Source organism: Wolbachia endosymbiont of Tribolium confusum (assembly GCF_020405475.1).
GTDB lineage: Bacteria > Pseudomonadota > Alphaproteobacteria > Rickettsiales > Anaplasmataceae > Wolbachia.
In genome coordinates this window covers 81,260-102,722 of the sequence record NZ_JAIZNT010000002.1, presented here as the reverse complement: position 1 = coordinate 102,722, position 21,463 = coordinate 81,260, and the positions used below count along the sequence as shown (strand labels likewise).

General features: G+C 34.8%; 20 protein-coding genes. 11 read left to right on the top strand and 9 right to left on the bottom strand.

Annotated elements, in window-relative coordinates:
* The first annotated feature begins 4 nt into the window (after positions 1-4).
* The 7 genes from LEM02_RS02205 (at position 5) to LEM02_RS02175 (ending at position 5,161) form a co-directional block, all read left to right on the top strand.
* On the top strand, positions 5-1,801 hold the full coding sequence (locus LEM02_RS02205) for an aminopeptidase P family protein (RefSeq protein ID WP_226079543.1): 1,797 nt from the start codon (positions 5-7) through the stop codon (positions 1,799-1,801).
* Between the two features lie 94 nt (positions 1,802-1,895).
* Positions 1,896-2,276 carry a hypothetical protein gene (locus LEM02_RS02200; protein WP_226079542.1) on the top strand — a complete coding sequence of 127 codons (381 nt, stop codon included), beginning with the start codon at positions 1,896-1,898 and terminating at the stop codon, positions 2,274-2,276.
* Between the two features lie 108 nt (positions 2,277-2,384).
* Positions 2,385-3,029, top strand: a complete 645-nt coding sequence (locus LEM02_RS02195) for an alpha/beta hydrolase (RefSeq protein ID WP_226079541.1) — start codon at positions 2,385-2,387, stop codon at positions 3,027-3,029.
* A gap of 5 nt (positions 3,030-3,034) precedes the next feature.
* Positions 3,035-3,814, top strand: a complete 780-nt coding sequence (locus tag LEM02_RS02190; RefSeq protein WP_226079540.1) for an SDR family oxidoreductase — start codon at positions 3,035-3,037, stop codon at positions 3,812-3,814.
* A 90-nt stretch (positions 3,815-3,904) separates the two neighbouring features.
* Positions 3,905-4,342 carry an ankyrin repeat domain-containing protein gene (locus tag LEM02_RS06705; RefSeq protein ID WP_255586142.1) on the top strand — a complete coding sequence of 146 codons (438 nt, stop codon included), beginning with the start codon at positions 3,905-3,907 and terminating at the stop codon, positions 4,340-4,342.
* Entirely contained in the window at positions 4,306-4,932 is a 627-nt protein-coding gene (locus LEM02_RS06700) for an ankyrin repeat domain-containing protein (protein ID WP_369409593.1), read from the top strand. Before LEM02_RS06705 ends, LEM02_RS06700 begins: the two co-directional genes overlap by 37 nt.
* A gap of 43 nt (positions 4,933-4,975) precedes the next feature.
* Positions 4,976-5,161 carry a hypothetical protein gene (locus LEM02_RS02175; protein ID WP_226079538.1) on the top strand — a complete coding sequence of 62 codons (186 nt, stop codon included), beginning with the start codon at positions 4,976-4,978 and terminating at the stop codon, positions 5,159-5,161.
* A 78-nt stretch (positions 5,162-5,239) separates the two neighbouring features.
* Here the strand turns inward: LEM02_RS02175 and LEM02_RS02170 are convergent, their stop codons facing one another.
* From LEM02_RS02170 to LEM02_RS02150, 5 genes are all read right to left on the bottom strand, one after another.
* A complete protein-coding gene (locus LEM02_RS02170; RefSeq protein ID WP_226079221.1) occupies positions 5,240-6,472 on the bottom strand; it encodes an IS256 family transposase in 1,233 nt (410 codons plus the stop codon).
* Between the two features lie 97 nt (positions 6,473-6,569).
* The gene (locus LEM02_RS02165) at positions 6,570-9,584 is read right to left on the bottom strand and encodes a hypothetical protein (RefSeq protein WP_226079537.1); all 3,015 of its coding nucleotides are present in this window, start codon (positions 9,582-9,584) and stop codon (positions 6,570-6,572) included.
* Entirely contained in the window at positions 9,565-11,919 is a 2,355-nt protein-coding gene (locus tag LEM02_RS02160; protein WP_226079536.1) for a VirB4 family type IV secretion/conjugal transfer ATPase, read from the bottom strand. Before LEM02_RS02160 ends, LEM02_RS02165 begins: the two co-directional genes overlap by 20 nt.
* 51 nt (positions 11,920-11,970) lie before the next feature.
* Positions 11,971-12,336 carry a hypothetical protein gene (locus tag LEM02_RS02155; protein ID WP_226079535.1) on the bottom strand — a complete coding sequence of 122 codons (366 nt, stop codon included), beginning with the start codon at positions 12,334-12,336 and terminating at the stop codon, positions 11,971-11,973.
* Between the two features lie 104 nt (positions 12,337-12,440).
* Positions 12,441-13,019, bottom strand: coding sequence for a hypothetical protein (locus tag LEM02_RS02150; RefSeq protein ID WP_226079534.1), 579 nt, complete (start codon positions 13,017-13,019; stop codon positions 12,441-12,443).
* A 1-nt stretch (position 13,020) separates the two neighbouring features.
* Between LEM02_RS02150 and LEM02_RS02145 the strand changes: the two genes are divergently transcribed.
* Positions 13,021-13,239 carry a hypothetical protein gene (locus LEM02_RS02145; RefSeq protein WP_143688855.1) on the top strand — a complete coding sequence of 73 codons (219 nt, stop codon included), beginning with the start codon at positions 13,021-13,023 and terminating at the stop codon, positions 13,237-13,239.
* A gap of 37 nt (positions 13,240-13,276) precedes the next feature.
* A complete protein-coding gene (locus LEM02_RS02140) occupies positions 13,277-14,623 on the top strand; it encodes an IS110 family RNA-guided transposase (protein WP_226079207.1) in 1,347 nt (448 codons plus the stop codon).
* On the opposite strand, the gene LEM02_RS02135 is transcribed toward LEM02_RS02140, so the two are convergent.
* From LEM02_RS02135 to LEM02_RS02125, 3 genes are all read right to left on the bottom strand, one after another.
* Positions 14,607-15,425 carry a hypothetical protein gene (locus LEM02_RS02135; RefSeq protein ID WP_226079533.1) on the bottom strand — a complete coding sequence of 273 codons (819 nt, stop codon included), beginning with the start codon at positions 15,423-15,425 and terminating at the stop codon, positions 14,607-14,609. The two genes, LEM02_RS02140 and LEM02_RS02135, sit on opposite strands and share 17 nt — an antisense overlap.
* 132 nt (positions 15,426-15,557) lie before the next feature.
* Positions 15,558-16,553 (bottom strand): NAD(P)H-dependent flavin oxidoreductase, encoded by a 996-nt coding sequence (locus LEM02_RS02130; RefSeq protein WP_226079532.1) that lies wholly within the window; start codon positions 16,551-16,553, stop codon positions 15,558-15,560.
* A 5-nt stretch (positions 16,554-16,558) separates the two neighbouring features.
* The gene (locus tag LEM02_RS02125; protein ID WP_226079531.1) at positions 16,559-17,080 is read right to left on the bottom strand and encodes a cytochrome b; all 522 of its coding nucleotides are present in this window, start codon (positions 17,078-17,080) and stop codon (positions 16,559-16,561) included.
* A gap of 264 nt (positions 17,081-17,344) precedes the next feature.
* Here LEM02_RS02125 and LEM02_RS02120 point away from each other — a divergent pair, with 264 nt between their 5' ends.
* Together LEM02_RS02120 and LEM02_RS02115 are read left to right on the top strand one after the other, a co-directional pair.
* A complete protein-coding gene (locus LEM02_RS02120; RefSeq protein WP_226079530.1) occupies positions 17,345-18,517 on the top strand; it encodes an NADH-quinone oxidoreductase subunit D in 1,173 nt (390 codons plus the stop codon).
* Between the two features lie 69 nt (positions 18,518-18,586).
* Positions 18,587-19,600 carry a hypothetical protein gene (locus LEM02_RS02115; protein ID WP_226079529.1) on the top strand — a complete coding sequence of 338 codons (1,014 nt, stop codon included), beginning with the start codon at positions 18,587-18,589 and terminating at the stop codon, positions 19,598-19,600.
* 54 nt (positions 19,601-19,654) lie between these two features.
* Here the strand turns inward: LEM02_RS02115 and recJ are convergent, their stop codons facing one another.
* Positions 19,655-21,394 carry a single-stranded-DNA-specific exonuclease RecJ gene (gene recJ, locus LEM02_RS02110; protein WP_226079528.1) on the bottom strand — a complete coding sequence of 580 codons (1,740 nt, stop codon included), beginning with the start codon at positions 21,392-21,394 and terminating at the stop codon, positions 19,655-19,657.
* Positions 21,395-21,463 lie beyond the last annotated feature (69 nt).

Sequence of the window (21,463 nt, the reverse complement as noted above, 5' to 3'; positions counted from 1 at the left end):
TTCCATGTCAAAAATCGAAGAATTTCGCTCTTTTATGCACGAAATAAATGTTGATGCATTTATGTTGCATACTAAAGACGAGTATTTAAATGAATATTCAAAAGAGTTAGCAGAGTTATGTGGCTTCACGGGAACAAATGGGCTACTTATCGTTACAAGGAGTAATAAGTGCCCATTTTTTACAGATGGACGCTATATCACACAAGCTCGCAGTCAGCTCGATCAGGGCAGTTTTCGAGTATATAATATACAAGAAGAGGATCCACACAAATGGGTAAAAGCAAACTTAACATTGACTACCTCACTGGGTTACTATCCGCAATATTTTACTATGAAGGACATAAGAAAATATGAAGGCATTTGTAAACTAGTACCATACTTAATTAAAAAAGATAGTAGTCATAAAGCACAAACAATAGTCTCACATGTGTCTGGTGAGAGTAGTAAGGATAAATGTGAAAGAGTAGCTAAAAACATAGAGGCTGAAGCAGTGCTTCTGACTGATCAAAATTCAATTTCGTGGTTATTAAATTTAAGAAATGAAAGTGCTGAATATACTCCTTGTATATTGGGTCGTGCTATATTGTATAAAAATGCCAATGTTGATTTATTTATTCAAGATAAAGAACATTCAACTATAGAAGCAAATTTTGATAACCATATAAATGTTTTTGATATTAGTGAGCTAGAAAATTCACTACATAAGTTAAATTTGGTGGTGATAGATCCAAGCACGACTCCAATGAGCATTATGAATGCAATAGATCCCTTGTATAACCATTATTTAAATGAAAAATCAGCTTCGGTGTCATTCCAGTGCTTGACCAGAAATAAAAAAGCATGGATCCCAGTGTCAAGTACTGGGATGACAATAAGTAATGAAAGAGGTCTAATAGAAAATAAGCAGATAATTGAGAAGGAGGATCCTTGTTTGATTCACAAAGCAGTAAAAAATCAAACTGAAATAACTGGAGCTATAAGTGCGCACATCAAAGATGGAGTAGCAGTTACAAATTTTCTATATTGGCTTGAAAACAATATTGACAGTGAAATTACTGAGCTTGAAGCTGAAGCGAAGATTTTAGAATGTAGAAGAAAGCAGGATTTATTTAAGCAATCGAGTTTTCCAACGATTTCCGCATTTAATGAAAATGGAGCAATTATTCATTATCGTGCAAGCAATAAGACAAATAAAGTCATTCAAGAAGATGGGCTGTATTTAATTGACTCTGGTGGTCAGTACCTTGATGGCACAACCGATATTACAAGAACTATAGCAGTTGGTAGTCCAACCAATGAGCAACGAGCTCACTACACAATAGTATTAAAAGCTCACATTGCGATAGCAAGTGCGGTCTTTCCTTCTGGCACTACTGGTGGAGAATTGGACATATTAGCGCGTATACATTTATGGAAATTTGGAATGGATTACATGCACGGTACAGGACATGGAGTAGGAAGTTACCTTTCGGTACACGAAGGACCGCAAGCAATATCAAGAGGAAATAAAGTGGAACTCATGCCAGGCATGATACTTTCCAACGAGCCTGGCTATTATATTCCAGGAAAGTATGGAATAAGGATTGAAAATCTTATGTATGTTGAAAAGCGAGAAAACGGCTTCTTAAGCTTTAAACAATTGACCTCTGTTCCTTATGATAAAAAGCTAATAGATATACAAATGCTTACTGAAGATGAAGTTAAATGGATAAATAGCTATCACCAATTTGTTTATAAAAATATAAAAAATGGCATAAAAGATAAGGAATCGTTAAAGAGAGAGTGTGGCCCTTTAAAATAGTTAATTTGTCATTTAATCAAGTATTAATATGGCTGTTTTTGTATTGTTTTTAATTAAAAACAATATATAATATTAGTTTCAAATAGGTGTAATTATGACAGATAAAGTGCAAGATGATGAATTTATGAAGCAGTACATGGATACTTGCAAAGAGCAAATAGAAAAATTGGCAAGCGACCCTAATTTGCTTCAACAGACCTTAAAGCCATTCATGCAAATGTCTCAGCAACTTATGGCTGGTGGTATGCTAGAAGGAAATATGCCTAGCATGATACCTGATATGGGTGGTATGGATATCAACAAGATGATTGCTCAAATGAAGGAAATGATTGACTACATAAAGGCTAATTATAGAGAGCTCATGAAAAAAGATAGCTCACAGATTCAAGAGCTTGATGAATCCAGTAAAAAGCTAAGAGGCTTAGTTAAAAAATTGATAGAAAAGATAGAAGAGGAAGGGAATAAAACTAAATAGTTTTATTTTAGTTGTTGCAAGTAGTATTTATTCATAGGTAAACATCTGGAGGCTGTAACAATAGTGAGGCTCAAATTTGGTATTACCATAAAATAAAGGGATGAAGAGATGATTGAACTTAAAAGCCAAGAAATTTGTCCAAATGGAAATAAGGAAAATCTAATTATTTTTTTTCATGGTTGGGGCTCAAGTGGCGATAATTTCGCTCACCTTGCTAAAGTTATGAGCAAGTTTTTGCCTGATTCATATTTAGTAGTTCCCAATGCTCCGTTTAAGAGAGAAATAGGTGATGGTTATCAGTGGTTTAGTTTAGAAGATCGTAGTGAGGAAGCACTATATAATGGGGTGAAAAATGCTGCATCAATTGTAAATCATTTTATTGATACAAAATTAAAGGAGCTTAATTTAAAAGATACGCAGCTTTCTTTGGTTGGATTTTCTCAAGGGGCAATGCTTGCAATGCATGTAGCTCTTACCCGGCTTCAGTCTTGTGCATCGGTTGTTGCATATTCTGGTAGGTTTCTTTCACCTTCAAAAACTGCACCGGAGATCAAATCAAAACCTAACATATGTATTATTCATGGTGATGCAGATGATGTGGTACCTTTTTCGTCTCTTGGCTTGGCAGTTAAAGCTCTGAAAGAAAATGGAGTGAATGCTGAAGGGTACCCAATTCATGGATTAGGGCATATTATTAATGAAGAGGGAATAAAGTTAGGAGTTGAATTTATCAAAAAGAATTTTGAAAGTTAATTTTCATGCACTTGTTTTGCTTTGGTTATGGATATGTAGCTAAGTTTTTATCGCAAAAATTACTAAATTTAGGTTGGAAAGTTAGCGGTACATCAAGAAATAAAGATATACAACTTTTTGATTATGAAAAGGTTGATCAAGATCTGCTTAAAAGCGTAACGCATGTTTTAGTTTCTATTCCTCCAGACGGCGATGATGTTATGGAGAGATACGGTCATTGTCTGGAGAATATTAAATGGCTTGGTTATCTGTCTGCAACTAATGTTTATAGTGACCACTGTGGTAATTGGGTGAATGAGGAATCTGAAACAAAGCCTATAGAAATTAGAGGAGAAAAGCGCCTTGAGTCTGAAAAGAAGTGGCTAAGTAGCAAATTGCCTGTACATATTTTTCGTTTGGCTGGGATATATGGTCCTGGTAGAAATGCGCTAATTGACCTGCAGCTTGGCAAAGCAAGAAATGTGAAAAAAATTTTTTCTCGTGTTCATGTTGAAGATATATCGAATATTTTATTTTCTTCCATGCAAAATATAAAGCCTTATGAGATATACAATTGTGCAGATGATTTACCTGCTACGCAATCTGAAGTGGTCACGTATGCAGCCGAGCTTCTCAATATTAGCCCTCCAGAGCCAGTTGAGATTTCTTCCGTACCAAATTACGCACGGGGTTTTTATTTAGGGTCAAAAAAAGTAAGCAATACTAAAATTAAAAAAGACCTTGGTGTCTCTCTAGTTTATCCTGATTACAAGGTGGGTTTAAAGAGTTTGTATATATTAGAATAGAGAAAATAGATTGCCAGATGCAAAAATTTTTCTTGAATGTTCCTTGTTTTGATGTAGTACCACTAGGCATACTATTATATAGAGGTAAATATGTTCAGCAATCAATCGCTCCCGGTTGAAAATATTCTATTACATCAAGCCGCTTATAATGGTAACATAAATGAAGTTAGGTTATTACTTAATGTAAAAACTGATATCAATATCAAGGATAAAAAAGGATTTACAGCCTTGCATTTTGCTGTTTATTCAGGACATTTAGACGTAGTAAAGTTACTAATCAGTAAAGAAGCTAATATTCATGCAAGAACTACTAAAGGCAGTACAGTTTTACACTTTGCTGTTGTAGCTAAAAGCAAAGCTATAGTAGAGGAGTTAATTAAAGCGGGAGCTGATCCCAATATAAAAGACTGTACTGATGGTAAGACACCTTTACATATTGCTGCTCAAAATGGACTTGTAGAAGTTGTAAAGGTGTTACTTAATACCAAGAAATTGAGATTGATGCTAAAGACAATGAATTTGGTATAACAGCTCTGTACTTAGCCTCTCAGAACGGACATACTGAAATAGTTGAACTATTAATTAGCACAAAAAATGCTGATGTTAACATAGTAGATAAAAAAAATAATGTCACACCCTTGTATCTAGCTGCTCAGAGTGGGCATGAAGCAGTAGTCAAGTTGCTTCTTGATAATGGTGCTAAGGTCAATGGCTGTGATACCAGTATGAATCCTTTGTGTATAGCTATTGATAATGGCCATAAGAAAATAGTTGAGTTATTACTTAGTATAGAAGGAATAAATGTCAATATTGGCGATAAGATTGGCAATACAACTCTACATATAGCAGCTATGAAAGGTAATGAAAAAATGGCAAGATTACTGCTAGAAAAAGATGCTGATCCTAATATTAAAAACCTTTCAGGAGATACTCCTTTACAAATAGCTGAGATAATTGAAAACTCTACAGTTTTTATGCTTGAAAAGGATACAAATTCAGTACTTCTTGTGAAAAAAGGAGTTAAGGAGCTTTTGTCACAACATGTGAAGAACAACAAACCTAGCTCATCAGTAGATAAAATTGACGTATCTGTTCAGCAGAGTAGCAAAATAAGATAGATGAGAAGGCTAGTTTGTGACATTGGCGTCCAGTTAAATTTACATGGATTCCAGTGTCAAGCACTGGAATGACATTATGGAAGCTGTGATGACAAGGAAGGAAGCACTAGAAAGAAATGGGTGTCACGCACTGATCTTCAATGTTCTGTACAGCTGTGCGTTACGCACTGGGATGACATTATGGGAACTGAGATACAAGAAAAGAAGCACTGGTTTTACATGCATCTGAACAGATACTCTCAGTGATGTAAATTCAACTTTACCCCATTTGCAGGGAGTGTTAAATAAACTGTGTCAAACCACATTTTTAGCTCAACTGAATTTTCAATCTGTTGGGAAAGAAAATATCGAGCTGAGATATAGTTAATGCCCAATTAGGCAAAGCCATTACCCATTTTTGCTCTACTTTTTTTATAGCACAATATACCTGTTTGTACAAGGCGTTTGTGTTGGTAAATGAGCCCTTGGTTTTGGTGAATTTCCTAATTTGCCTATGTAGCCCCTCTATGGGATTAGTAGTATAGATTATCCTCCTAACTGGATCGGAATACTTAAAATAACCAGATAGGTTTTCCCAATTATTCTGCCAAGATTTTATAACCATAGGGTACTTTGTGCCCCATTTTTCATCTAATTCCAACAGATAATTCTCGGCAATTTCCTTACTTGAAGCTTGATATACCTTCTTTAAATCACTCAAAAAACTCTTTGCATCTTTACTAGCTACATACTTCAGTGAGTTACGTATCTGATGCACTATACACATCTGCACTTCTGCATTAGGGAACACACCGTTTATTGCTGCAGGAAAGCTTTTTAGCCCATCTACACATGCAATTAGAATATCTTCCACTCCTCTCTCTTTGAGATCATTTAGTACTCCCAACCAGAAGTTAGCTCCTTCACTTTCAGCTAAATAAAAACCTAATACTTCTTTTCTGCCATTTTGATCTATACCTAATATATTATACATACATTTACTTACACAATGCCCGTCCTCCTTGACTTTAAAAAATATTCCGTCCATGAAAACTATCGGATATACAGACTGCAGCGGACGACTACGCCATTCGTTGATTACTGGTAGCAGTTTGTCAGTAATACTTGATATCTCTGCCGCCGATATTTTGTGATCGTAAATTTCCTCAATATGTGACGCTATATCTCTGTATCCCATGCCACTGGCAAATGTGCTTAAGACCTTTGCTTCAAGTTCTGGATGTAGGCTTGTTTGTCTTTTTCTAACTATTTGGGGTTCAAAGCTTCCTTCCCTGTCTCTAGGTGTTAACAACTCAAATGAGCCTCCACTCGTGCGTAAAGTTTTTGCGTTTCTCCCATTTCTTCGGTTATTTTCTTCACTTTTAGCTGACATGTGGCTTTCTATTTCACCTTCCAGACTTGCCTCTAGCAACCTTTTTATAAACGGTGTTAATGCTCCATCTCTTCCCGTCAGCGGCCTTCCTTCTCTTATCGATGATAGAATATTTGCTTCCAGTTCTTTATAGTCTACCAAACCGGTAGTTCTGTTTACTTGACTCATGTCAAACCTCCATTTTTTTATATCAATTATATTTTTATTTCTTGGTTTGACACAGTTTATTTAACACTCCCCATTTGCAACAATCAGGGTCCTTTTACTATGATCCTAACAATTCTTTTCTAATTTCTTTCTTAATTGTTTCAATAATCTCTTCATCAAGTTTATTTATTAAAGAATCATCAATACCTGTGATATCATCTGGATTTTGTATCATTTTGTCAATAGCATCATCTATTTTGTTTACTTTTTCTTCATTAATTTCATCAAGCATAGGTTTAATCTTCACATAACCAGGAGCGCCCTTGCTATAACTTTTGCTGCTTTCGTTGATACAACCGCCAGCACCATATGTTTTATTCACGTAGTTTTTACTACATTTTGTTACACCTTTATACTCAATCTCACCATTCTTTATATATGCTATTTTATTATCTTCAATAAACTTCCTTCCTTTTGTGATTGCTTCTTTTAATTTTAAATCTTGCTTGTGAATTTTTGTGCGATCTGTTGTTCCTCCACCTGCAACTGTAATTAGTTTCTGGCAATTTTGCTTTTGCAAATCGCATATTTTTATTGTGGGTGATCCACCATTTTTATCTGATGCATATAGTTCTCTATTGCCTCCTCCATTTTTAACTTCAACTATCATTATAGGGCGATTAGGGTCGATTTTTAATTGAGCCTTAATGTAATCTCCCGGCATTCCTGGTCTACTTACAGTAGAATGAGCTTTACCATCTATATGACCAGCTTCACCACCTCCCCATGCTTCTATTTCAACATAATCATACACCGATAAGTCATCTGTATAGCCATCTCCAAGCTCATAAAGTTTTTGATCTCTGTCTTCAATAATCTGCTTCTTATGTTTCAATTGTGCTATTATTATTTCACGCAATCTCTTTTTTAAACCCTCTAAATCGAACCTACACAATTTATCAGCATAAAAAACTTCTGCTTTGTTTGCTTTAATTGGTTGATCTTCTAATTGTGTACACTTTTGTATTTCACCTTTCTCATTTTTTAATATTTTATCATTTTCATCTTTACAATCCACTACCTTATATCTTAAGTAGAACGGCTTACCATCCTTATCTACATACTCTGTTGAGTGGCTACATCCTTTTTTATTAAAGTAAAGTCCACCATTTTCACCTTGTGTGAATTCTTTTTTATTAAAGCAGAGACAACCATCATCACCTTGTGTACATCCTTTATAGGGGCAAAAAACATCGTTATTATCTTGTAGTATACATTTTTCTTCATTATGACTAAAGCAGAGGCAATCATTTTCACCTTGTATACATCCTTCTTTATCAAGGCAGAGACAACCATTATTACCTTGTGTACACCCTATGTCTTCATGCTTTCCATCTGTTAACTCATATACTATTTTGCATTTGTCACAATTTTGTTTTGTATCTACCTCTTTATCCTCTTTTGCCATGCAGTTATCTCTAGACTTATTTTCAGCAGGAATGGAAATATATCCTTTTTTATTAAATATTATTTCATTCAGTGCATCTTGTGGCTTTGCTAAAACCTCAATTGTTTCGTTACAGGGAAAATAATAAAGCTGATTAGACTCCTTTGAATAAACAGTATTGTATTTATTGTATCTTGCCCCCATTGATTTTAGCGATATTAGCTTACTTTCTTTTTCAAGAACAAACTCTTCCGGTTCTGGTTGCCACCCAGAAAGGCAGAGCATTTTACTTTTAGGATTTTCTTTATATTTTACTTCTATTTTAGGATATCCTAAATTATCCAGTTTGCACTTATTTCCCTGAAACTCTTTACATTCTGCTTCGATATCGGGAACACACCCATATTTTTCTAGAACTTCAAATTGCGAATTATTTTTTAATATACCTTCTATTATGTTATCGATATCGCTTTTTATGTTACCGGTACCAGTTGTTTTTTCTACTATTGCCGGCTTTACTACTGTTAAAGGTAGATGGCCAATGTATGTAGAAGAATTCGCATTAACATTAAAAGTACAGACTCCATTATTGTGAGTTCCACGTGCCCTCTCAGTACAAACTCTCTTATCCATCTTCATTTTTACCTCTAGCGTATTTTCATTTACTACCTTGATTTCCTCAGGCTTTGGAGCAGTTGGTGATGGAAAACAACGGGCAGGAAATTGTAATTTTCTTTTTGATTCTTCTTTTTCAGTACCATAATATTCAGCGCAGAGCTGATCTTTCTTTCTATAGGTTTTGAAATAATGGATAGTATCTTTATCTGGAATAGGATATGTCCAATTTGGAATATTCTCGTGATTTGAAACAGCAGATGGAACATATATCTCCCTTCTTTCCTTCAGCTCACCAATAATGACTCCAACTCTTGGATGGAAATAATCATTTTCTTCATTTGTTATAGGGACAATTCTAACTTGTGGTGGTGACATCGCAAGTTGTTCACAAAATGGAGGTGGGCCAGGTGCAAGTTGCACAGGGGCACACTTTACTTTTGTTTGATAGCATGTATCACAAACTTTTTCCATCTCTCCAGGACGAAAAATATTTTCTCCCGAAAATACTCTAGAACCCCATGAAGAAATTCCTGACATACAAGCCCCTTTTTGACTACAAGCACATATCTTAGGAGAATTAGCAAATTTTACTTTTTCTTCATCAGTAACACCATCTGCCCATTCCCACTCAAGACCCTGTGTCATCTGTCCATGAATCTTTCCATCATTCAGAATTTTATCCCCTTCCCAATCGATAAAAGCTGCTGCAGAAACTCCAGCACCTGTACTCTGCGTTCCATATATCTGGCGGCAGAATGTTCCACTGGATAATATATAACAGTTGTCGTTTCCTTCGTAATCGCAGACCTTAATCTTTGGATCGAAGTAACCTTCTGGTCCCTGATTATTTACTGCTGTAACTTTAATAAATTGCAATAATTTTTCGTCAAAGTCTAAATCGCTCCACTTGCCTTTAAAAAAATTTGCAATACCTTTTCCTGCTTTACTTCCTGCAGCTTCAATTTCAGTATTACTTTTTACAAATGTTGGACAATCAGCATATCCTTGGTAAGAAAGACAAAATATCAAGGAGAATATCAATAAAAAATTAAGCTTTACATTTTTCATAGAACACCGGTAACCACTTACTCACTTTTTCGCCTTTTTCCTTCATCGCCTCATACATATACTTTATAGTCTCTTTATTAGCTGAAAGTACATGTATTTCTTTCATATTTTTCAAATCTAGATTTAAAGTTACTAAACCTTTGTATTGCTTGATCAAAAATAAACCTTCCTGTGTTGGTGTTTGCAAAATGACATTCAGTTCCTCTTTCGACAGAGAAAATGCCTTCATGTATAATCTGTTTGCATTGATGTTCGGCATCAGAATCCTGGTATCGACATGCTTATCTAAATATTGAGTAAACTTGCTAGCAAATGCTAGGTTTAAGTTTTCAGTACTTAGAATTACTACAACATTTAACTTTGTCATTCTTTGCATCCAGTTGTCAAACTCTCCCTCTGTAGGAAAAATATTACTTATCTCCCATGCTTCATCCAAAACAAGTATTGCAGGTGAGCCATCACATTTTGCTTCGAAAGAGTATAAGAAATAGTAAAGTATCACGGACATACATTCTTTTTGCTTAGTGAGATTCGCAGTATTGAGGGATATAGTTTTTGTTTCCCAGTCAATGTCTGACTCATCACCATCTTGGAATAAGTAAGCAAATTCACCATCACCACACCATTTACTTATTTTACCCCCAAGAAGTAAAAGCACTTCAGAAATTTGAGAAATAGAGCGCGATTCTCTTGGTATAGCAAATATAGAATCTACAATTTTTTTTGTCTTTTCTTCTACGTCTACCAAACTTGCATCTGCAACCATCCTTTTGATCAATTCAACAAGCATATTGCGATTAGAAGCACTATCTTCAATGTTCAGTGGGTTAAATTTTAGACTTTTATCTTTATATTTTGGATCAATTATGTAATATTGGCCGCTTACTGCTTTAGTAAATATTATTGATTTTCCAGTATTATCCAATATAACAATCCTAGGGTTAAATTTTCTTGATTCCGAAAGTAAGAAATTGATCAGTGAGGTTCTACCTGAATTTGGAGCTCCAAGTATTGTGGTATGACCATTATTTTTCTTTCCATGAAAGTTAAAAAAGTAAGGACTGCCTTTTTTTGAAAAAAAAACTGTTACTGCTTCTTTCCATCTTCCTCCTTTTAACGTACCTGATGTAAAATCATGCAACATAGCAAAGCTGCAAGCATATTTTTCTAATATATTTTTTGGTTGTGTAACAAAAGCAAAGTTTCCAGGAAGCTGTGCCCAAAAATGATTTTCCATGTGCAGATCAGTTCTAAACATCATCAACCCGATTAACGACATTACAGAGGATAAATCGCTGATATTTTTAGCTAACCTATTCTTATCATCTGCAAAGATTGTAACAATAATTTTCTGTTGACAAAAATCCATAGCAGAAATTTTTTCAAGCTCTATTATTTCATTTATTCCTGAGTTTTGAAGTAAGGTATTGTCCTCACTGATTTGCAGTATATTAATTTGTTTTTTGAATTCTTTTACTGCTTTATTATTACTAGTAAATATTATTATTTCTGTGATGATAAGCTCAGAGTCAAGTTGCAAACACCTATCTATATTTTCTAAGGGGATTTCTCGATATTCCTTTATGCAAAAAATAGAACCAAACTTCTGTTGACCTTCAAACGATGTTTGAAATTTATTGAAACCAAAAGCTACTTTTAAATTTTTAACATGCTGCGATAGATCCCTTTCACATATTGGATAATCTTTGTGCGTTAATGTAATAATGTAATGGAGAAATTCCATCATTTGAGAATATATTTTGCCTTCACTAGATCTAAGGCCCAGTTTTTTAGCTCCAAAAGGTTCTAAATCTTTTTGAATCAGGTCAGTTATTTTTTGTAATTCTTGATGATTTTTTTGTAAAAATAACTTGTGCCTATTCTTTATCCCGCCAAAAAAAAATGCATTATTAATATGTTTGCCAAAATCACTAAGTAACACCACAATGTATAGCTCATTTATATACTGTAGTTTACTATCAACTAGTTTATTAAACCACGTTGAGTGTAGCTGATCGGAAAAGTCTGAAGTTTTATTCCACTGTAAGCTCAGTTTATTGCGCTTACGGACAGTGTGAATCCAAACGGTAAAATATAAACTCTTGATATTTTTTGATATACTTTTTCTAATTTCAGTTCTAAGATCACCATAGTTATCAACTGAAGAATAGTCTTCTAATTTGATTATTTTTAATAATTCCCCCTGTTTTGTTAGTATAGTTTCTTCATCGTAGTGGCAAGCATAAGGGATAAAATCTAAATTAATACTTTCTAGTAACGCTAAATTGTTCTTTTTTTCAGAATTAGATCTAGTGGCTGGTACTTTTGGTTGCATACAATATCATGCGTATTCAATAAAAAGATAATAAAGAATCATCTATCTTACTTAATCCTTATCTTCTTTTTTGTTATTGGATTGTAACTGTATGTCCTTTGCAAAGTTGAATTTTTCTTTCAGGTAATCTGTTGCCTTTTCTGTGCTTCCAAACATCATGATCAGTACGCCAAATATTATCATGAAAAAAATTAGGCCTCTGAACACTACTGCAAGTATCACTGTAGCTATACATAAACCTATAATTGTTGAGGGACTCATATTTTCTACAGTATCTTTAACTGAAAATGAAGAAATAAGTTCTTTCAACGTTCCTGGTATATTTTTCAATTCATCACTTGCTTTGCTAGAACATGACATGAAGATAAAACTTAACAGGGCTACAATAGCAAAAACTCTACCCAATTGAATATGCATCAGCTAAATACCTTTAAGATACTCCTCAAATGTAACAATTTTTACATCAATAGGCAAGAACCGAATTCACTTGCTCACCATAAGTAACTCATATTTAACTTTTATCACCGTGTTAGCTCTTTATTATCAACAAGAGGACTCACACTAATGGATGTCAATTTACTTGACAGAAAGTTTGAACACAATTCAGCAGCAGCTGCTGTAGCAAACACCGCAGCCACCACAAACAGTCCTGCTCCTACTAATCCTGATGTCATTGCTCCTGCAACAATGCACCCTATTGCTAAGAGAGCAGAACTTGTTACAAGTGCGACGTGAAGATTTTTGTTTTTACTATTATTTTCATAATTATTGGATTGCATTGTATCTTTTACCTTACTGCCTGTCACTGAGATCACACAATGAGGCCCTTCTTCAGTCTTCTTATAATGTTTAGAAGGGGATATTCTTCCGCTTGGGCCTTTGGGCCTTGTTTTGTTCGGATGTGCTAATTTTGTTTTTCCTTCATCTTCTAGTTGCAAACTATTATCTTCCTCAGCAGGGTTTAATTTTAAGTGTACACTTTCCTCAGATGAAATGCTTGTTACTGAAGTTAAGCTGCTCCTTCTGCTACTTGATGCCAAGCTAGATGAATTTATTCCACTATCTAAATCACTACTACTACTGAGTTTAGCATCGAACAAAATGAATCTGTCAAACCAGGAAGAAACTCATCAATTTAAGTTTCTAGTAGTTTTAAGTATAGTTGTGAAGGAAGCGCCTCATGCAGTTATAACCGGAATCTTCACTGGTGCCATAAGTGCCCGTCGTTTAGCATGGTTTTGGAGGAACGGTCAAATCATTGATGGAGTCCTTAGACTACCTCGGTTAGGAGATTGTATTATATCAACCGTCCCAAGCTGAAGCGTTTCCCTGCTATAAATTATATGAAGGAGTTACCATGAAAAAAACAAAAAGTAAATTAGAAATAATGAACCCTAACGCAGCAGGAATAGATGTTGGTTCAGCTATACATTATGTGTGTGTGCCAGAAGGAAGTGATGAACAGCATATACAAAAATTTAGCTGTTTTACAGAGGATCTTCATAACATAGCAAAATGGCTAAAAAAGTGTGAAGTTACTACAGTAGCCATGGAGTCAACCGGAGTGTACTGGATTCCTTTGTTTCAAGTACTTGAATCATATGGACTTGAAGTAAAACTTGCAAATGCAAGACATGTAAAAAATGTACCTGGAAGAAAGTCAGATGTCCAGGACTGCCAATGGCTTCAACAACTACACAGTTATGGGTTAATCGAAGGATCATTTAGGCCAGATAATCAAATGTGTGTATTGCGTAGTTATGTGCGGCAACGTAAAAACTTAATTGAAAATGCTGCTACACATATTAATCGTATGCAAAAGGTGTTGGTACAAATGAATATTCATTTACATAAAGTAATAAGCGATATCACTGGCGTCACAGGAATGCAAATTATTAAAGCAATAGTAGAAGGTGAAAAGAATCCCGAGAAGCTAGCTGAATTCAGAAGTGTGAATATGAAGAACGATAAAGCTACTATAGCAAAAGCATTAACAGGCGATTATAGAGAAGAACATTTATTTGTACTGAAACAAGAATATACAGCATATACTTTTTTTCAAGAGCAAATAACTGAATGTGATAAAAGCATAGAAAATTACTATAAAACATTTGAAACAAAGTCCGATGAGAGTAAAGAGTTAGGTAAGGAAAAAAACAAGTCTAGAAGAGGCAGACCAAACTTCACCTTGCGTGAGAAATTGTATAGGATAACCGGAATAGATTTTACTAAAATTCCTGGATTTGATATACTAACTGTACAAACTATTATTTCAGAAGTTGGCATTAACCATAATAAGTGGCAATCAGAAAAGCACTTTACTTCATGGTTAGGACTTAGCCCTGCTAACAAGATCACAGGAGAAAAAGTATTTGGGACAAAAACTCGTAAAGTCATTAATCGCGCTACAAATGCCCTGCGAATGGCTGCTTATGCTGTGGGAAATAGCAAAAGTGCATTAGGTGCATATTGTAGGAGATTAAAAAGACGGCTAGGAGCAATAAAAGCAATTACTGCCACAGCAAGAAAATTAGCATGTATTTTTTACCAAATGTTGAAATATGGACAAGAGTATGTGGAAAAAGGAATGAGTTATTATGAAACACGCTACAAAGAGAAAATTGTGAAAAATTTGATCAAAAAAGCGCAGGAGTTTGGCTACACATTAGTTCAACAAGAAGAGTTAATTAATGGAGTTTCTTAGGAGAAGTATTTGCACCGCTTGGCACTTCTACAGCATTCACAGTTATATTAGGCTTTTCATTTTTTAAATCTTTACTATCAATCGAAAGATCAGATTGACTATTCAATTGTGATTGTGCGATCTCCTTTCTTGCTTGCGATTGTTTTGATGTAGGATGTGCTGAAGCACCATAATAACCTGAATTTCTCAAGGTATTGTATTTTCCAGGGGTTCCTTTTCCACTTACACCCTTAGCTAAAGAATCCTTTTCCAGAGGATTAATACCTGAATTTTTGGGAATTTCAACTTCACCAGAAAGACTTTGTTTGTTAAATAGTTCCATAGTATTATTTTGTCTATTTGCTTGATTACTTCTAAGACTTTTCTGATTTTGAATAGTGCTACTAGAATGATCTTTATTGTTGCTCTTTTTAGTAATCTCTGAAATTATTTTTAATGTTTTCCCTTTTATTGTTGGTGATCTTTGTGATGATTTTTCTTCATTGTTAAGTACTGAAGGTTTCATTAATTCCCCTGACTCTATCACTTTTTTTTTCAATGCTGGAAGAAATTTCTCAGTGTAATAATTATAATATTTTTGATATTCTTCTTGCTCTCTCAGTAATTTTTCTAATTGAATTAATACATTGGGATCAGCTCCATTGTTGAACAACTCTATGCATTTTTTGATAGTTCCATCTCCATCTTTTTTTGGACTTTGATTGCTATGTGTTTTTTTTGTTACCTTCTTGTATATAGTGTCGTACAATTTTTGGTTAATATCTACTTCATTACTCTGAGTTTTTTTTGAAGTACTTAGCATAACATCTCTCCATACATAACAAAATGTATAGATACCTCTTTAGCGTTAATTTTACATTAAAACTAAGCGGTTATGCCTTATTACGGATAATTATAGCAATTTGCTAACTATTTGCTTTGCTGATTACTGGTTTTACATTTCAACATAATTGCTTGCCTGTTGAACTAGCATATCTATCACTTCTTTTACAGGCTTTTCTCTATCAACCATGCCAACACTTTGACCGGCCATTAAAGATCCTGTTTCAACATCTCCATCAATTACTGCTCTTCTTAAAGCTCCAGCCCAGAACTTTTCTATTTCAAGTTGCCCCTCTTCTTTTGAGATTTCTCCATTTTGATATTTATCGATAATGTCTCTTTGATGCTTCATAAAATCATCACTTGCTTTGTTGGCTATAGCTCTTACTGGAATTACAGGGAAATCAGCACTAATCTGCACAGAAGATACAGCATTACGCGCAGCTGATTTGATGAATACTTCTTTAAAATTTTTGTGAGCGATTGACTCATTCGTGCAGACAAATAATGTACCTATTTGACAGCCACTTGCTCCCATTTCTAGGTAGTTCACTATCATTTCGCCTCTTCCTATTCCACCTGCGACAAACACTGGTATTTGTTCATTTTTAAAATGAGGCAATATCTCTTGTGCAAGAACAGAAGTGCTAACTGGCCCTATGTGCCCGCCTGCTTCCATTCCCTCTATTATTAACGCATCTACTCCCATTTTTACTAGCCTTTTCGCAAGGCTTAATGCTGGTGCAAAGCACATAACTTTAATGCCTGCACTCTTGATTTTTTCTATATTAGGCTTTGTTGGTAATCTGCCAGCAAGCACTATATGGCTTACTTTCGTTTCAATACACACATCTATCAACTCACTCAACTTTGGGTGCATAGTAATTAGGTTTATACCAAATGGCTTGTTAGTTAATTTCTGTGTTTCTATGATTTCTTTTTTCAGTAAGTCTGGGAACATCGCACCACATGCAATTACACCAAAACCACCGGCATTTGAAATTGCCGAAACTAAATTTCTCTCTGAAACCCAGCTCATAGCACCACCCATTATTGAAAATTCACTACCGAGAAAATTCGTTCCTTTCTTCCAAGGCCTGCTCAACATATAGCCTATATCATACGTTTAAAAATGTTTTGTTTATCTATAAATGTGTGTTTTAAAGCACCAAGTATATGCAAGGTTATAAAGACTATCATAAGATATGCAAGCATCGAATGTAGCTGATTAGCTACACTAGCTAGCTCTTTGTTTTCATTGATTAACAAAGGGATGTGAAAAAAATATTTGATCTCTTTGCTAGAAGCAGAAGACATGACATAACCAGATAGTGGCATTAGCACCATCAAAGCATATAAACCAAAGTGTATCGTTTTGCTCGCATTGATTACAAATCGAGAAAAATTGGCTGGTAATGGCGGAACATAAGTAAAGACGCGAAAAAATATACGTACTATAATTAATCCAAGAACGGTGATGCCACAAGCCTTATGAATAGCGTATATGCTGAATTTAATTTCACTGCTAATCGGCAAACTTTTCATGTACAGTCCAGAACAAAGCATACCAATAATAAGAGCAGACATTAACCAATGAATGATCCTTAAACCTAAACTATATTTATTGTCTTTCATTAATTTTGATTACTCTAAAGTAGAATTTATATAGTAGAAAAACTATTTCTCAATCAAAATTATCTATACATAATTTTGCTGCCTTGATCAACATAAGTGCAATAATTGTATGTGACACATAAACATTGTCTATCAGATCATGAAGAAGTGGTGAAGTTTTTGAGAGTTTTTCTATTGTAACGATGAGTTATAGCTTGTACAAGAAGCCTATTGACTTTAAGCACATTTTACCCTATAAAGTTCCAATACCTTAAACTACCAAGCATGCCTGATCTAAAGACAATGATGTTAAACTTTGGACCGCAGCATCCAGCTGCACACGGGGTATTACGTCTTGTTTTAGAGATGGATGGTGAGGTGATCGAGAGGGCAGATCCTCATATTGGGCTTTTGCATCGCGGCACTGAAAAATTGATAGAACATAAAACTTATCTTCAAGCTCTGCCTTACTTTGACCGCCTTGATTATGTGTCACCAATGTCACAAGAGCATGCGTATTCGTTATGCGTTGAAAAATTGTTGCAATGTGAAATTCCAATCAGAGCAAAATATTTGCGTGTTTTATTTTGTGAACTGACAAGGATACTAAATCACTTACTAAATATCTCTTCCCAAGCACTTGATGTTGGGGCGATGACTCCTCTTTTATGGCTCTTTGAAGAGAGAGAAAAAATACTCGAGTTCTATGAAAGGGCCTCAGGTGCAAGATTTCACGCAGCTTATATAAGGCCAGGTGGACTTGCAGCAGATATCCCAGAAGGTTTGATTGAAGATATTGCAGAGTTTATAGAGCAATTTCCAAAGTATATAGACGATGTTGATGAACTTTTAACAGAAAATAGAATATGGAAGCAACGCACTGTAGGAATCAGTGAAATATCAATAAAACAGGCGCTTGATTGGGGCTTTAGTGGGCCAATGCTGCGTGCTGCTGGGCTCGCTTGGGACTTGCGAAAAAGCCAGCCATATGAGATATATGATCAGCTAGACTTTGATATACCAGTTGGCCAAAATGGTGACTGTTATGATCGTTATTTAGTGAGAATGGCGGAGATCAGACAATCTATCAGTTTGGTGAAGCAATGCATAGAGAAGATGCCTGAAGGGCCAATAAAAACTGAAGATAGAAAAATTTCTCCACCGCCAAGAGCAGAAATGAAAGAATCTATGGAGGCTATGATTCATCATTTTAAGCTTTATTCAGAAGGATATCATGTACCAGAAGGTGAGACTTATGTGGCTGTTGAAGCGCCAAAAGGCGAATTTGGAGTATATATAGTTTCAGATGGTACCAATAGACCTTATAGATGTCGAATAAGAGCACCTGGCTTTGCGCATTTACAGGCCTTAGATTTCATGGCAAAAGGACACATGCTTGCTGACATTGCAGCAATTATCGGTTCACTCGATATAGTCTTTGGTGAGATTGATAGATAAACCCGCTTATTCATTACATATTAACTTTTACTCTCTATATTGCACCTAAATAATTTATGAGATGCTAATATGAGTTTTTTTATTGATGAGACAAATCTTTTTTCAAATATAGACCTTTTTAAAGTCAAACCAGACTATCAAGCAAGAGATGAGATTGAAACTAAAATAAGTAAAATTCTCCCATATAAACATACAGTTAGTGTTGAAGGGAGTGATATAAAAGTAGAAGTGTTTCATTCAGACGTTACTGATGAACAATTAGCAAAAATAGAAACAGTTATTAATGACACTTTTAAAGTCTGTCAAGAATATGTATTTATTCCAAGTGATAAAAATGTTAATCTTCGCATGTTTTTATTTGAAGATCGGGAACAATATGTTGATATGAAGAAGAGTTTGTATGTTCGTGATACAACAGATCAAGAAGCTGGTGTTACTATTCCAAACCCTGATCCATTTTCATTATCCCTCTCAATAGATGCTCCTTCATTTAAGAATGATTTTCCTAATTATCTTCAATCTCCATCTGATGTATTGGTTTATGCAAAAGATAACTTTCCTAATTATTCAAAATCCTTTGAAGAAATAGATTATTACACTCTTGCGCATGAGTTTGTCCACTGTATACAACGGATAGTGACACAATTTAACAAGGCGGATTTATCTAAATCAGTGACTGAAGGTAGTGCAGAACTTATTGCATGCGAAGCACTAAAAGAAGAAAAAATGTGTAAGATGCTCGAAGATTTTGGCTCTTGTAAAATTAGATCTCATGATTTAAATCTAGGAGATGTATATTATGCTAGAAAATTGATAGTTGATGAAGATCCTTATACAATAGGAATGGCTATGTTTAAATTTTTAGAAGAAAAGCATCCTGAAATAATCGATGATACTTGTGAATATTTTATGTCAGGAGGTAATGTAAAATGGCACGATATATTTAACAAAATATGGTATATTGACAATAAAAACCCAGGGGAGTTTAAAGAATGGGTAGATAGTCAAGATGTACAGTATACAAAGTGTGATTCCTCCGCAGATATAATACACGGTCTCACATCGTTGGTAGATATACTTTAACAATACTGCTAAAAAGAACCAATAATTGCAATTATTGGTTCTTTGAGTGTAAAATCAACTGATAGTCAATACATCTTCTATTAAAAATTGCACAAATTCATTTCCATTCCAATAATTCATAGAGATTTTACCTAAAATTGATTTAACATTTCCCTGCATGATAGCAGAGCCAAGCTCAGTGTTTGCAGAGCGAAACGCAATAGCTTTTACCATAACATTATCATCAGCAATAAAACATTTTATATGATCAACTCCTATAACTTCCGGCTTTCTTATCTTTGCTCCTTGGATGATAAATCTCGGTTCAGGATTGCCAACACCAAATGGCTCTAAGCGTTGCAATTGATTCCACAGGGATAAGTTTATTGCTTTAGCTGTTACTATGCCATCGGCTTTTATGATTTTGTCATTTGTAGAGTTTGCAAATCTTTCAGTAAAAAAATCATGTAGATCACTTATTTTGTCTTCCTTAATCGAAAATCCCGCTGCCATACTGTGACCACCACCTTCAATGATTAGGTTGGTAAATTTTGCAGAAAGAACCGCAGCACCAATATCTATTCCAGAAATTGATCTGCAACTTGCTTTTCCTATTCCGTTGTTTAAAGATATCACTATCGTTGGTAGGTGAAACTGCTCCTTTAGTCTTGATGCAATAATACCAATTATTCCTTGATGCCAATTGCCACTTACCATTATAAAATTTACACCTAATAAGGTAAATTTTTCTGCCTGTGTTGTAGCTTCCAAAATAGCCTCATTTTCTAGCATTTTTCTTGCATTATTCAAATCTATTAATTTTAGCGCGATTGAATGCGCCTCTTCTTCATTATCAGTGGAAAGCAACCTTGCACCGAGTGATGCTTCTCCAATTCTTCCTCCAGCATTTATACATGGCCCAATGTTAAACCCTAACCGTGAAACACTTGGTTTTTCAAGGATTCCCAAAGCATCAAATAAAACACGCAAGCCAACGTTTTTCCTTGCTGATATAACCTTTAATCCTTGCAAAACAAATGCTCTATTTAGGCCTATAATCTGCATAACATCACAAACAGTTCCAAGAGCAACCAAATCAAGTAGATCAAACAAATCTGGTTCTTTTTTGTGGGTAAAAAATCCTTGCTCACGTAGGCTTCTGTTAAGGGCAACAATTAGCAAAAATGACATTCCAACTGCTGCAAGGTTAGTATAAGGAGAGCTCTCGTCAAGGCGGTTGGGATTAACAACTGCTACAGCGCTTGGTAACTTTTCTGTACCAAGGTGATGATCGACAACTATAATATCAAGTCCAAAAACCTTTGCATCTTCTATTGGTTGATATGCAAGCGTACCGCAATCAACAGAAATACATAAATCAATTCCGTTCTTTTTAAGTTGTAATAAAGCATCTGTGTTCAATCCATAGCCCTCATCAACACGATCTGGAATATAGATTATAGAGTGTGTTCCAATCGCTCTTAGGTACCTATTAATCAATGCTGATGACGTTGCACCATCAACATCGTAATCACCAAATATTGCAATATTCTCATTATTGTTTATTGCTTTTATTATGCGAGAAACAGCTTTATCCATATCAAGGAGGTGAAAGGGATCTGGTAATAGCGATCTGATTAGTGGGTGTAAGAAGTCATGTGCATTTTCTATGTTAACACCACGAGCAACTAATATTCTTGCTAATATTTCTGGTAATTCAAATCTCTGTATAAGAGTTAAGATTTCCCTTTGATCTGCTTCTTGTAACTTCCACAGTGCATTTGTTATGCTGCGTTTTTCAATATCAAGTAGCATATTCTTTGTAAATAAAACTACTTTACCAGAACTTTTAAGCTTGTTCTATAATTGTGTTAGACTTCTGTA